We start from the raw sequence: 12,973 nt of genomic DNA, 5'->3' as shown, positions 1-12,973 counted from the left end.
TCCGCATTCGCCGTCTGAATGGAGTCACTCTGTTCCAGCGACGATGTTGGAGATCGTCCAGTTGTTGGTGGATACCAGCACGTAGTCTCCGTTGACCCCTAACCATTTTTGTCCCCGCGGCGGCGCTTTGAGTCCATGGCCGCGCCAGTCATCCATCATGAAGTTGTAGTTACGATATTCAGCGGGAACGCGTTGGCCCTTGTGCCAGTCACGATGTGGAATCGACGGCATGACCTGCTGGCGGCCCATCGAGCCCGCCATGGGCGCGTCGCCCTGATCCGGCGGCGGACCTGCCGCGATTGCAATCAGAGAGACGCCGGAAAAGGAAAGAGCAACAAGCTGCACGATAATCTGCTTGTTCATGATCAAACCTCCCTACGGTGAAAGAAAGCTCACGGTGTCACGGCGCGCAATGTCTTTTTGACAATACGATGACAACTCGTCCGCACGACCTAGGTGGCTCATATGAGAATGGCCATGCGTCGTTGCGACACCCACATTCATGCAGTGGATCGGCTACATGATTCGCAATGCCAAAAATCGGCAACTGGATTGACTCGATGTTCATTGCACCCGGCGGTAGATGGACCGAATGCAATTTCTAAAGCAGTGCGGAAGGAATAATAGTTTCAGGGTGGTACCTGATGACGTTCAGATTATAGTAAATGAACGTTCGACTTCAAGCCGGCTCCGCGCTAGCGGCATACATGCGACAAAATCCGCAATTGCCAGCGGTTCACCAATGTTGGGCAAAAGCTCATCCGGATGAAGTCGCCAATCCCAAGCGCTAATCACGGCACACGCTCACTCGTCCCGAAGTGGCGAAACGGGCTCGGTCGCGGCATGTGCCTGCGCGGCCGGAAGCCGTAGCATACGGATGCCCGCATACGCGACGGCAATGGTCAGAAGCGGACTCACGAAACAGAAAACGGCAAACGGCGCATACCTCAGCGTGGCCACACCCAGCGTCGCCGCCATATAAGCGCCGCAACTATTCCACGGAATCAACGCGCCGGTCGGCGTGGCCGCATCGCCAACGGCTCGCGACAGCACTACCGGCTCGAATCCGCGCTTCGCAAACGCGGACTTGAACATTCGCGCAGGCAGGACGACCGCAATGTACTGGTCGGCGGTGACGATATTGGTCGCGACGATCGACGCGACGAGCGAAGCGACCAGCGCGCCCGCCGTCTTTGCCCTTTCGATCACCGGCGCGATCAGGCGCTCCAGCACCCCGCACTTTTCGACCACACCGCCGAACGCCAGCGCCGTGATGACGAGCCAGATCGTGTTCAACATGCTATCCATGCCGCCGCGCGTCACGAGTATGTCGAGCGTGGCGTTACCGGTCGACGCTTTGTAGCCGCTCGCCAATGCGAGCCAGACGCCTTTGAAAGCCGCAAGCCAGTCGGGCACGCCCTGCTTCGCCGAAGCAAACGCGATCACGCGCTCGGGGGCCACGCAAACGGCGAGCGCGCCGCCCGCCAGCGCGCCGAGAAAGATCGCGGTGAACGGCGGTATCTTGAAGGCCGCCAGCAGAATGACGAGGACGAGCGGCAGAAACAGCCACAACGAGATATGAAACGCGCCACGCATGGCGTACAGCTCAGCGGTGGCGTCGAAATCGCCCGGCCGGCCGAGCGCGAAGAACACACCGAGCGTGATCACTATCGACACAGCCGACGTCAGAAACGTTTCCCGCAGGTGCGGGTACAGTGAGGCGCCGGACGCCGCGGCGGCGAGATTGGCGGAGTCGGAGAGCGGCGAAGACTTGTCGCCGAAATACGCGCCCGAGATGATCGCGCCGGCCGCGATGGCCGGATTCAGACCCATGCCCTGCGCGATACCCATGAGGCCGATGCCGATCGTGCCGGCCACCGTCCACGAGCTACCGATACTGATCGACACGACGGCGCAAATGGCGGCGGCCGTCACATAAAAGTAATTGGGGCTGAGAAGCTTGAGGCCGTAATAGACCATCGCAACGAGCGTGCCGCTGAGCGCCCATGTACCGATGAGCGCACCGACGGCAAACAGAATGAAAATCGCGCCGATGCCCGTACTGACACTCGCGACCGCGGCTTCGCCGAGCGACGCCAGCGAATGCCCGCGGCGCCAGCCGACGAATACCGCGATCATCGTGGCGACGACGAGGCCCACCTGGTTCGGGCCCTCGGCGCCGCCATCACCAAACAGATAGTACGAAAGACCCACCAGCACGACCAGGCTGGCAACAGGGATGATCGCCTCGGTCAACGTGACCGGTTGAGGTGAGTCGGGTCTCTTCATTTGAGCTTGTCCCCGTTACGGCACCGCCCGCAACTCGTCCGCTACCGCTTCGGCGAAGTTCGGCTTTGCAAACGCGTTGCGGGTTCGCGGTGTTTCCGGCGGACACGCAACGCGCGCGAGTCGCTCGCCGGATCAGTAATCCACGGGATCGCGCATGATCGGACACGTCATGCAGTGACCGCCGCCGCGCCCACGACCGAGCTCCGCGCCGACGATCGTAATCACCTCGATGCCTTCCTTGCGCAGCAGCGTATTCGTATAGGTGTTGCGGTCGTATGCATAAACCACGCCCGGCGCCGCACACACCAGGTTCGCGCCGCTGTCCCACTGCGTGCGCTCGCGCTGGTAATCGCTGCCGCCCGCTTCGACGACGCGCAGTTTCTTCAGCCCCAGCGCATCGGCCACCACGTCGACGAACGGCTTGTCCTCCCGGTGCAGTTCGACGCCGCTCGGATGGCTGCTCGGCCGGTACGAGAAGGTGCGCGTCTTGTTCATGAAGTCCGGTGCGAGCAATACGCAGTCGCGGTCGGCGAAAGTAAACACCGTGTCGAGGTGCATCGCCGCGCGGATCTTCGGCATGGCCGCCACGATCACACGCTCGGCGGCGCCCTTCCTGAACAGCGTCGCCGCCAGTTGGCTGATCGCCTGGCGCGAGGTCCGTTCGCTCATACCGATCAGCACCACGCCTTTGCCGATCGGCATCACGTCGCCGCCTTCGAGCGTCGCCATGCCGTGATCCTGGGTCGGATCGCCCCACCACACGTTGACCTTGCCCGCAAAGTCCGGGTGGAACTTGTAGATCGCCGTGGTGAGAATCGTCTCTTCATGCCGCGCCGGCCAGTACAGCGGGTTCAGCGTCACACCGCCGTAGATCCAGCACGTCGTGTCACGCGTGTAGAGCGTGTTCGGCAGCGGCGGCAGCAGGTACTCGGTAGTCCCCGCAGCTTCCCGCGCGATCTCCAGTGCCTTGCCGCCATGCGCTTCCGGAAAATCGTGAGTGGACAGTCCGCCGAGCAGCGTCTCGGCCAGCTTGCGATTCTCCAGTCCTTCCAGATAGCTCCTCAGTTCGTCGATAAAGCCCAGCCCGACCTGATTGGGCACCACCTGGTTATCGAGAATCCATTTCTTGCCTTCGGGCACCGCCACGGTTTCCGCCAGCAAATTGTGCATTTCCAGCACTTCCACGCCACGGTCGCGCATCTTCGTGACGAAGTCGAAGTGATCGCGCTTGGCGTTCTCGACCCATAGCACGTCGTCGAACAGCAGTTCATCGCAATTGCTCGGGGTCAGCCGCGAATGCGCCAGCCCTGGCGCGCACACCATCACTTTGCGCAGCTGCCCGACCTCGGAATAGACGCCAAACGCGTCCGCTTTCGCATCTGTACTCGCCATGATGATCTCCTGAATGCCGGCGCTTGCCGGCTCTGTTCAACCCGGTGTCATTAGAGCGCGATCATTCCTGTCGCGAGTCCATAGATGCCGACGAGCGCGCCAATGACGGTAACGATAAAGATGATCCAGTCCGACGCAATGAAGACAGTCTTGCTGCGTTCGCGCCGCGCCCAGATATAAAGCGCAGTTCCCGGCGCATACAGCACGGCGGAAAGCAGAATGAATTTCAGGCCCCCCGCAAAGATCATGAAGACCGTATAAATCACGGCGATGCTGGTCATGGTCAGGTCGCGCCCGCGTTCGTTCGGGCGTATCTCGTAGCTTTCACCGCGTTTTGAAAGCATGAATCCGTAAGCCGCCACGAACAGATACGGAATCAACGACATCGCGCTCGTGAGATTGAGCATCAGCGCGAACGCGTCTCGCGAGAAGTAGGTGCTGATGACGAGGAGCTGCACGACGATGTTGGTCAGCCAGAGCGCGTTGGCGGGCACCTTGTTGGCGTTTTCCCGCGCGAAGACTCCAGGCATGTCTTCGGTCTTCGCGGCGGTAAATAGCACTTCGGCGCAGATCAGCGACCAGGCCAGATAAGCGCCCAGCACCGAAATGAGCAGACCCACGCTGACGAAGATCGCGCCCCAGTGACCGACCACGGCTTCGAGCACCGCCGCCATCGACGGCTGGCGCATGGCAGCTACATCCGCGCGTTGCAGCACCGCATAGGGCAGCATCGTCACGAGAACCATCAGCGAAGTCACGATGATGAAGCCCATGATCGTCGCCTTACCGACGTCGGTACGCTCCTTGGCATAGCGCGAATAGACACTCGCCCCCTCGATGCCGATAAACACGAATACAGTGACCAGCATGGTCGCACGCACCTGCTCGAAGAGATTGCCTTCGAGCCCTCCGCCGTAGAAGTTGGCGTGGAACAGATCCATTTTGAAGCCGAAGATCAGGATGACGATGAACACCAGGATCGGGATGACCTTGGCCACCGTGACGATGCTATTAATGAAGGCCGCCTGCTGCACGCCCTTGAGAATCATGAAGTGAAATAGCCATATGCCGATCGACGCGACCACGATCGCCACGACCGTGTTGCCGTCGCCAAATACAGGGAAAAATGCGCCGAGCGTCGACTTGATCAGCACCCAGTAAGAAACGTTGCCGATGCAGCTGCCAATCCAGTAGCCGAAGGCGGAGAGAAAACCGGGGTAGTCGCCGAAGCCCGCCTTGGCGTACGCAAACACACCTGCGTCCAGTTCCGGTTTGCGTTCGGCGAGAGACTGGAAGACACGCGCGAGCATATACATCCCGGTGCCGGCAATCAGCCATGCAATCACGGCGCCGAAAGGCCCGGTGGCGTTTGCAAAAGTTCGAGGCAAGGAAAAAATCCCCGCTCCGACCATCCCGCCCACCACCATCCCGGTGAGCTGCATCTTCGACATTTTTTGTGCTGGGGACGCCATTCGGATTCCTTTTTAGTTACCTTTTTAACTAGGGTCGAATTTAGAACGAACGTAACGTTTCCTCACAGCTCATCGCGACCGGCCGGGTCGTATAACTCTTCAACACGCCTGAAAAAGAATGGTACGTCCGTAGGGTTTTGTCAAATAATCGGCAGCTGATAAATAACCACCTCGGGGAGTGACATCACCTTGCCCGGTGTCTGCCCCGGCATCGGCGAATGCAGGTCAGCAGCCGTGATTGGTCATTTTTTGCCAGTCCTAAAAATCTGGCTGAGCAGATTGTTAGCTGAATTGACCAGTTCGATTCGGTTGCAATCAACCAAAGGTGGAAAGTAGCAAGCCGCGAGCAACTGGAACTTTCAAATCCAGCGGGTGATCCCGAACGGCGGCTATTTAATTGTGACGCGGTGCAATAATATATCGTTCATCAAAGCTGTCCCAGGCAGCGGGCAATGTGCTGTTGATTTCGATTAATCATCTTTATGCAGAACGACTTTACCGAAGTCTTACTGTTTTTATTCGGTGACGCAAATTATCAATTGCCGTCGTTCGACGAGGCGTTCCAGATCCGCAGCAATCGCTATGCCATTGATGAGGCATCCGCGCCATTTCTGCCTGAAATGAAAAATGGCTACAACGCGTGGCGTGCGGTTTCGGGTTGATGCAGAAGGAGTGCCAATTTCCGAATCTTGCTGCGCTCGCAGCGCGGTTCGCAAATGCGCAATGTTCCGGGTTCTGCCAATAGGATTGCAAGCTTCGCACTATCAATGGCCGCGCCCGAGCACAAACGGGAATGCGGTTCGCGCGCGCGATCGCAACAGCGCTGATCGCTCACGCGCGCGGCTCAACATCAGGACGATCGCGGCCCTATCGCTTGCGTCGTTTCAGCTGCGCCCCGCTCGCCTGGATCAGGGAGCATTGCAGCGGATGCGCCAGCTCGGCCGCGAGTCCGCCGGTCAGGAAGACGACAATCGCCAGTAGCCGCTTCATGCGTCCTCCAGTACGGAGAGGCTGGCGCCATCGGCGACGCCGGCTTCCAGCGCATACGGATCGACGCCTTCGAGACAACCGATATTGACGCGCCACTGCAGCGGGTCCTTGCGCGTCTGATGAAACGGATAGATGCCGCAATGCTTGCAGAAGTAGTGTTTGGCGACCTTCGTGTTGAACTGATAGAGCGTCAGCGCATCCTCGCCGCTCAGCATCTTCAGTTGGCTCGCGGGGAACAGCGGCGTCATCAGTGCTCCCTTGCGACGGCACAGACTGCAATTGCAACGACCGGCGGGAACGATCGCGGTACGAACCTCGAATTTGACGGCCCCGCAATGGCAGGACCCTTGTAGCAAGTCGGCGCTCATGGTGCTCTCCGTGATTGGCAACGACTGCTTTATAGCCTGGTTTGCGACGCCGATTGTGTCGCAATGTATCTGCTGCCCGAACCGATACACAACATTGCAATAGACGATGTTCTGGATGCGATTCGGCTGCCCTTTCGGGCTTCACGCGAAAGGCGGCGGAATGCGATTTTCGACGGAAGCAGCGACTGCGGCATGCAATCCGCGCAATGGGATTGCAGCCGCTGTCGCTACTGGATTCTGTGAATAGCCAGCCGTTGAGGAATCGCAATCCGCGGCAAAGGGATGCCGGTTCTCAGCGCGACGAAAGCAGCTTCAACAGTGCATAGCGGCTACCGTCGAAAGTGCTGGGCAATTCTTCGCGGCGGGTGTCCCACGTTTGAATGCATGGCGATTAATAGGCGTCATCAGGCGCCGCCGACCGTCTTCACGCTCTTCCACTGTCCCTGCTGGACCTGGAACAGCGTGTAAGGCGGCTTGATCAGATCACCATACGGATCGAACGTAATCTTGCCGGTCACACCGTTGACGGAGACTTTCCCAAGACTGTCGACGATCTTCGCGCGATCGAGCGAATCGGCGTCGTGAATCGCCTTGATCAGCGCTAGCGCGGCGTCGTAGGCGAACGGCGCGTACAGTTCAACGTCCTGATTGAAGCGCGCCTTGTAACGCTTGCCGAAATCCTGCGCGGCGGGAAGTGTGTCGAGCGCCGGACCGGGCTCCAGGTCCTGCGTGCCGTTACCGGCCGCGCCGGCAATCTGCAGAAACGCATTGCTCTTCAGCGCGCCCGCACCGAACAGTTGCGCGGGCATGCCAAGCGAGCGCATCTGTTTGATCAGCATCGCACCCTGCTCATCCAGCCCACCGAAGAAGATCAGGTCGACGTTCTTGCTCTTGAGCGTCGTCAAAATGGCGCGGAAATCGACGGCCTTGTCATTGGTGAATTCGCGATCGACGATATTGCCGTTCGCTTCTTTCACGCCCTTTTCGAAAGCGTCCGCGAGCCCCTGCCCGAATGCCGTGCGGTCGTCGATAATGCCGATCCGTTTGGCCTTCATCTGATCGACCACGAAGTGCCCGGCGACCACGCCGCCGATGCCGTCATGCCCCATGGTGCGAAACACGTTCTTGTAGCCCTGTTTGGTCAGTTGCGGATTGGTCGATCCGGGCGTAATCATCGCGACATTCGCCTGATGGTAGACCGTTGACGCGGGAATGCTGCAGCCCGAGTTGTAGTGGCCGATCACGCCGACCACGCCATCGTCGACCAGCTTCTGGGCGACCTGAATCGCCACGCGCGGGTCTGCCTGATCGTCCTGCACGTCGAGCACGAACTTGACCGGTTTGCCGCCCACCATCGGATGCCGGGCGTTTTCCTCATCGAGCGCCAGTTGCGCGCCGTACTGCAGATCTTTGCCGACGCGCGCCACAGGCCCGGTCAATGGTCCGACAAAGCCAATCTTGACGGTTTGCGGATCGGCGGCCCAGGACAGTGGCACATGCGCGCCGAAGGCGCAAACGGCCAGACTCAAAAGCCAATAGCGGCGATTCATGATGTACTCCTTGCGAGATGTCGCGTCGCGCGTTGTGGGTCGACCGATCCGATGCGCGACGCGTCGAGATTGTCCTGAGATACCTGCTGCAAAAAACTGTCCACTGCTGCGGCCGCCGCACGATGCTAGAAGCGCGTGGCCGCGTAAGGCGCCAGATCGAGCGGCGGTGCGCGCCGCGCGATCAGATCGGCGACGATGCGTCCGCTCACGCCGGCCAGCGTCAAGCCGAGATGCTGATGGCCGAATGCATAGATCACGCGCTCGCTTGCGCGTGAGCGGCCGAGTACCGGGACGCCATCGGGCAAGGTCGGGCGAAATCCTAACCAGTCGTTGTCGGGCGTACCGAGTGCGGGCAGCGCGCGCTTCGACGAAAACGTCAGCAAATCGATCAGCGAGCGATTGCGCGTATCGCTAAAGCCGCCCAGTTCGACGGTGCCCGCAACGCGAATGCCGTCGCTCATCGGCGTCATGTAAAAGCCGCGCTCGGCCCAGCCGACTGGCCGGGAAATCAGTTGCTGCGCGCCTGGATAGCGCACGTGATAGCCGCGTTCGGTATCGAGCGGCACGGTGTCGCCGCATTGTCTGGCGAATTGCGCGGAGCGCGCGCCAGTGGCGATCACCACGTGACTAAATCGCCGCTCGCTGCCGTCGGCCGTCACGCTCGCGCCGTCAGCGTAAGGCTGCACTGCGCTGACGGTCGCTCGCTCCAGCTTCAGGCCTTGCGCCGCGAGCTGCTCGTACAGCGTCTCCAGGAAGCCCAGTGGGTTGGAGAAATGCCAGCTGTCGCTAAACAGCACGCCTCGCTCGAAAATCGGCGCAAGCGACGGTTCCAGCGCACGGATGTCGTCGCCGGCAAGCAAATCGAAGGCGACACCGTGCTTGCGGCGCAAATCGAGCGCGGGACGCGCGGCGTCGAACGAGGCTGCGTTCGAATACAGATAGAGGCACTCGCGCGGCCGGACGAAGCGGCCCAGTTCCTCGTTCGCGAGCAGCGGCGCGTAGCCGTCCTGCGCGCGTCCTAGCAACGCGGCGAGCGCGCCGGCGCTCGCTTCGTAACGGCGCGGCAGCGAACTCATCAGGAAGCGCGCGAGCCACGGCGCGAGCTGCGGCAGATAGCGCCAACGCAGCCTGAACGGGCTGTCGTTCGACAAGAGGAAACGCGGCAGATCGCGGAACACCGATGGATTGTTCACCGGGATACACGCGTAGTGCGCGAACGTTCCAGCATTGCCGAATGATGCGCCTTGCCCGACGCCGGACGGGTCGAACAGCGTGACACGATGACCGTCGCGCATCAGCGCCGCCGCGCTCGCGAGGCCGATGAATCCCGCTCCGACGATGGCGATGTCCGGCATCACTTGCGTCCTTCAACGGCCTGTTGCCCGATCGGCGACAGATAACCGGTGGCGCTGCTGTAGCCCGTCTGCGGCAGCGCCTGCCGTTTGGCCGTCAGCAGATACGCGATCGATGCGAGCGCGAGGCTCGCCGCGCTCGCCATCAATTGCGGACGCAGCGCGGGATCGGCACCCATTGCGGCGAGCACGCCAACAATGGCCGCAACGACCGCGTACGACAGCCATGGGAACATCCACATCCTGAGCGTCAGTTTTTGCGGATCGCTCGCCTCGATGCGCCGGCGGATGCGGATTTGCGCCAGCGCGGTCACCAGATAAACGAACAGCATTACCGCGCCGGACGCGTTCACGAGAAACAGAAACACACCCTGCGGCGACACGATCGCCGCGACGATCGCCACATACCCGACCACACTGCTCAGCAACACCGCGAGCCGCGGCACTTTGTTCTGCGTCAGCTTCAGCAACGACTTCGGCGCATCGCCGCGCTCGGCCAGTCGAAAGAGAATCCGCGACGACACATACAAACCGGAGTTCAGCGCGGAGAGCACGGCGACGAGGACGATCGCGTTCATGATGTCAGCGGCGCCGGGAATCCGCATCGTTTCCAGTGCGGCGACGAACGGCGAGTGTCCGGTGACGATGCTGCTCCACGGCACGATGCACGCGATCAGGAACATCGAACCGACGTAGAACGTGATGACCCGAAGGATCACCGAACGCGTCATCGCCGCGACGCTTTTGGCCGGATCGTCCGATTCCGCCGCAGCGATCGTCGCGATTTCCGCACCGCCCACCGCGAAGATCACAGTCGGCACCGCCGCGAAGATCGACATCGCGCCGAACGGCATGAAACCATGATGGTCGATCAGGTTCGCCGCCGCGCTGCCGGTCGGGCTGAAGCCGAACAGATACGCGGCGCCGATCGCGATGAAGACGATGATCGCCGCGACCTTGATGGACGCGAACCAGAACTCGAATTCGCCGTATGACTTGACTGACAGCAGGTTGATCAGCGTCATCAGCGACAGCAGGACGAGGCCGATCATCCAGACCGGCGCGGGAATCCAGCGTTGCAGGATCGCCGCGCCGGCCACCGCCTCGACCGCGACGACGATCACCCAGAAATACCAGTAGAGCCAGCCATTGGTAAAACCGGCCCAGTTGCCGAGGCCGATGCGCGCATATTCGGTGAACGAGCCGACGCCCGGCACGGCGAGCGCCATTTCGCCGAGCATGCGCATCACCATCAGCACGACAATGCCGGCCACGAGATATGACACGCATGCGGCGGGCCCGACGGTAGCCAGCGTCGCGCTGCTGCCGACAAAAAGCCCCGCGCCGATGATGCCGCCCAGCGCAATCATCGTGACGTGGCGCTGACGCAGCGCCGCGCCGAGTTTTGGTGTGGGTTCGGAGGAAGAGAACTGCGGAACGCTCATCAAAGAACTCCTGCTGATGGATGGCTGGGCATTGCCGGCAGCGCCGTGTCGAGCCACGCCACCAGACAAACTCTGATACCTAGAATCACACAATATTTTTTTGTGTGCAATTAAAACGCTTATTGTGTGGCCCTGGCATTTTCCCTGGCGCGCCCGGGTGCGTTTCTTGTCAACCGTCGTGGACGCTGCGCGGCGCTGTGCAGGGCTTGCACTTGGGCAGGTGTGGTATAGAATCGGCAAACCTCCGCACAATTGCGGACAAAGCTGGTTTTGTATGGAGACACGCGAAAATATGGCTTCTGCAAAAGACGCCGCCCGCATCGCCAAAGGCGCGCCGGAGCAGGCGAAGCGTTCCACGTATATCGAGGTGTCCAGTTCGATCGAGGGCGAAATCCGCAGCGGCGTCTATCCGCCAGGCAGTCGGCTGCCGCCGCAGCGGCAGTTGGCGACTGAACTGGGCATCAATGTCTCGACGGTGTCGCGTGCATACAAGGAATTGCAGTTGCGCGGCCTCGTGATCGGCAGCAAACGGCGCGGCTCGCTGGTCACCGGCGGGGCGATGCCGAGCGTCGAACCCGTGCGGCCGGCGACCAATGCGGCGATCGACCTGACCGTGAACCGGCCGGCGACCGGCGAATTCCTCACCTGTCTCGCGCGCACGCTCGCCGACTTGCCGCGCGATCCGCGTTATCCGCAATTGCAGGAGTACCAGCCGCCGCAAGGGCCGTTGTGGGCGCGTGCCGCCGGCGCGCGCTGGATAACTGCGCCAGGTTTCACGCCGTCGGCCGATCACGTGGTCGTGACGAGCGGCGCGCAGCACGGTCTATATGCGGTGCTCAACAGTTTGATCGGCACCGACGGCGTGATCCTCGCCGATCAACTCACCTACTACGGCCTCAAGGCGCTCGCGCCGGTCTTCCAGTTCGAAATCGTTGGCATTCCTAGCGATCGCGACGGCCTGCTGACCGACGAGGTTGAAGCCGTGTGCCGACGCCGGCCGGTGAAGGCGATCTTTACGGTGCCCAATCTGCAGAACCCGACCGTCATCACCATGAGCCTCGAACGGCGCATGGCGCTCGTCGACATTGCACGGCGGCACCGGGTGGCGATCATCGAGGACGATGTCTATGGTCCGCTCGTCTCGCAGCGCCTGCCGACGATCGCGAGCCTGTGTCCCGAATTGACGTTCCATATCGCGGCGACCTCGAAGATCCTTGCGCCCGGGCTGCGGCTCGGCTATCTGTTGAGTCCGCGGGAGAGTTCGGCGCTGTGCGCCGAAGCCGTGCGCACCACCGCGTGGATGCCCGCGCCGATGTCGATGCTGATTGCGTCGATCTGGATCGAGGACGGCACCGCGCGCCACATCATGGACGCGCAACTCGCCGAAATCCGCGCGCGGCAGGATCTTGCGCGGGAGCTGCTGCCGCCGGAGCTGCTGCAGACGGATCCGGCCTGCATGTTTGTATGGCTCAAGCTGCCGCCGCCGTGGCGTGCCGATGATTTCGCAGCGAATGCGAAGGCGCGTGGCGTGGTGGTCATGCCATCGTCGGCGTTTGCGGTGGACCGCTCGGAGATCGAGCACGGCGTGCGGATCAATCTTGCGTGCGCGACGAGCCGTGATCAGCTGGTCAGTGCGTTGCGGTTGTTGACAGGGACGCTCAAGGACCGTCCGCGTGCGCTGTTCGGGACGATCTGAATCGGAGACGATCCGTGATCGTCATGCGTGGTTGTAGGCACGTCGATGCCACGCGCGATAGTGAATCAGCGACGAACGACAGACAACCGTTACGGCTTCACGAGTCTGTCGACTCGCGCGCCTTAGCCGTGTGCTTTTCATGTCACGATCTCATTACGAAGACACATGACACTCTCAATGAATAGGTAGGCCGCGCCTCGTTCCACACGAATTCCCTACACCTGTTTTTTGACCGCCCCGTGACCGGGCTCGTGCATGACCGCTCACGCCGTCCCACGTCACTGAGCATCAGTGCTACTGTCGCAAGTGTACAAATCTCGCGTCACACAGGCGACATGCGATGCGGGCGCGCCCTGGCGATTACCCTTGACTTTTAAGCAGCAGCCCCTTTCAATACGAATCATGCGGGATCGCGTTTC

The 12,973-nt window shown here is 61.1% G+C and carries 11 protein-coding genes; 2 read left to right on the top strand and 9 right to left on the bottom strand.

Annotated features, from left to right (window positions below; genetic code table 11):
• Positions 1 to 24 precede the first annotated feature (24 nt).
• The 4 genes from FVF58_RS35855 to FVF58_RS35840 form a co-directional block, all read right to left on the bottom strand.
• Entirely contained in the window at positions 25 to 363 is a 339-nt protein-coding gene (locus FVF58_RS35855) for an RcnB family protein (RefSeq protein WP_149674449.1), read from the bottom strand.
• A 441-nt stretch (positions 364 to 804) separates the two neighbouring features.
• Positions 805 to 2,289: a Na+/H+ antiporter NhaC gene (gene nhaC / locus FVF58_RS35850; protein ID WP_149674448.1), complete on the bottom strand. Its 1,485-nt coding sequence runs from the start codon at positions 2,287 to 2,289 to the stop codon at positions 805 to 807.
• Positions 2,290 to 2,421: 132 nt separating this feature from the next.
• Positions 2,422 to 3,681: an arginine deiminase gene (arcA, locus tag FVF58_RS35845; RefSeq protein WP_149674447.1), complete on the bottom strand. Its 1,260-nt coding sequence runs from the start codon at positions 3,679 to 3,681 to the stop codon at positions 2,422 to 2,424.
• A gap of 50 nt (positions 3,682 to 3,731) precedes the next feature.
• A complete protein-coding gene (locus tag FVF58_RS35840; protein ID WP_149674446.1) occupies positions 3,732 to 5,153 on the bottom strand; it encodes a basic amino acid/polyamine antiporter in 1,422 nt (473 codons plus the stop codon).
• A 482-nt stretch (positions 5,154 to 5,635) separates the two neighbouring features.
• On the opposite strand from FVF58_RS35840, the gene FVF58_RS35835 reads away from it, so the two are divergent.
• Entirely contained in the window at positions 5,636 to 5,815 is a 180-nt protein-coding gene (locus tag FVF58_RS35835) for a hypothetical protein (RefSeq protein ID WP_149674445.1), read from the top strand.
• A gap of 205 nt (positions 5,816 to 6,020) precedes the next feature.
• Here the strand turns inward: FVF58_RS35835 and FVF58_RS54300 are convergent, their stop codons facing one another.
• The 5 genes from FVF58_RS54300 to FVF58_RS35815 all read right to left on the bottom strand — a co-directional run bounded on the left by FVF58_RS54300 (position 6,021) and on the right by FVF58_RS35815 (position 10,858).
• Positions 6,021 to 6,143 (bottom strand): hypothetical protein, encoded by a 123-nt coding sequence (locus FVF58_RS54300; RefSeq protein ID WP_281291325.1) that lies wholly within the window; start codon positions 6,141 to 6,143, stop codon positions 6,021 to 6,023.
• Positions 6,140 to 6,511: a GFA family protein gene (locus FVF58_RS35830; protein ID WP_149674444.1), complete on the bottom strand. Its 372-nt coding sequence runs from the start codon at positions 6,509 to 6,511 to the stop codon at positions 6,140 to 6,142. The genes FVF58_RS54300 and FVF58_RS35830 overlap by 4 nt, the downstream gene beginning before the upstream one ends.
• Positions 6,512 to 6,915: 404 nt before the next feature.
• Positions 6,916 to 8,061 carry a branched-chain amino acid ABC transporter substrate-binding protein gene (locus FVF58_RS35825; protein WP_149674443.1) on the bottom strand — a complete coding sequence of 382 codons (1,146 nt, stop codon included), beginning with the start codon at positions 8,059 to 8,061 and terminating at the stop codon, positions 6,916 to 6,918.
• Positions 8,062 to 8,186: 125 nt separating this feature from the next.
• Positions 8,187 to 9,416 (bottom strand): NAD(P)/FAD-dependent oxidoreductase, encoded by a 1,230-nt coding sequence (locus tag FVF58_RS35820; protein ID WP_149674442.1) that lies wholly within the window; start codon positions 9,414 to 9,416, stop codon positions 8,187 to 8,189.
• Positions 9,416 to 10,858: an amino acid permease gene (locus FVF58_RS35815; protein ID WP_149674441.1), complete on the bottom strand. Its 1,443-nt coding sequence runs from the start codon at positions 10,856 to 10,858 to the stop codon at positions 9,416 to 9,418. The genes FVF58_RS35820 and FVF58_RS35815 overlap by 1 nt, the downstream gene beginning before the upstream one ends.
• A gap of 292 nt (positions 10,859 to 11,150) precedes the next feature.
• Here FVF58_RS35815 and FVF58_RS35810 point away from each other — a divergent pair, with 292 nt between their 5' ends.
• Positions 11,151 to 12,554, top strand: a complete 1,404-nt coding sequence (locus tag FVF58_RS35810) for an aminotransferase-like domain-containing protein (RefSeq protein WP_149674440.1) — start codon at positions 11,151 to 11,153, stop codon at positions 12,552 to 12,554.
• Positions 12,555 to 12,973 lie beyond the last annotated feature (419 nt).

Origin of the sequence: Paraburkholderia panacisoli (genome assembly GCF_008369935.1) — a bacterium.
Lineage (GTDB): Bacteria > Pseudomonadota > Gammaproteobacteria > Burkholderiales > Burkholderiaceae > Paraburkholderia > Paraburkholderia panacisoli.
The sequence above is the reverse complement of the archived record's forward strand: the minus strand, read 5'-3'. Positions and strand labels throughout refer to the sequence as shown.

Coding starts and splice junctions, on each gene's coding strand:
- FVF58_RS35855 (WP_149674449.1), bottom strand. CDS start 363: ATGAACAAGCAGATTATCGTGCAGCTTGTTGCTCTTTCCTTTTCCGGC.
- nhaC (WP_149674448.1), bottom strand. CDS start 2,289: ATGAAGAGACCCGACTCACCTCAACCGGTCACGTTGACCGAGGCGATC.
- FVF58_RS35820 (WP_149674442.1), bottom strand. CDS start 9,416: ATGCCGGACATCGCCATCGTCGGAGCGGGATTCATCGGCCTCGCGAGC.
- FVF58_RS35840 (WP_149674446.1), bottom strand. CDS start 5,153: ATGGCGTCCCCAGCACAAAAAATGTCGAAGATGCAGCTCACCGGGATG.
- arcA (WP_149674447.1), bottom strand. CDS start 3,681: ATGGCGAGTACAGATGCGAAAGCGGACGCGTTTGGCGTCTATTCCGAG.
- FVF58_RS54300 (WP_281291325.1), bottom strand. CDS start 6,143: ATGAAGCGGCTACTGGCGATTGTCGTCTTCCTGACCGGCGGACTCGCG.
- FVF58_RS35810 (WP_149674440.1), top strand. CDS start 11,151: ATGGCTTCTGCAAAAGACGCCGCCCGCATCGCCAAAGGCGCGCCGGAG.
- FVF58_RS35830 (WP_149674444.1), bottom strand. CDS start 6,511: ATGAGCGCCGACTTGCTACAAGGGTCCTGCCATTGCGGGGCCGTCAAA.
- FVF58_RS35835 (WP_149674445.1), top strand. CDS start 5,636: ATGCAGAACGACTTTACCGAAGTCTTACTGTTTTTATTCGGTGACGCA.
- FVF58_RS35825 (WP_149674443.1), bottom strand. CDS start 8,061: ATGAATCGCCGCTATTGGCTTTTGAGTCTGGCCGTTTGCGCCTTCGGC.
- FVF58_RS35815 (WP_149674441.1), bottom strand. CDS start 10,858: ATGAGCGTTCCGCAGTTCTCTTCCTCCGAACCCACACCAAAACTCGGC.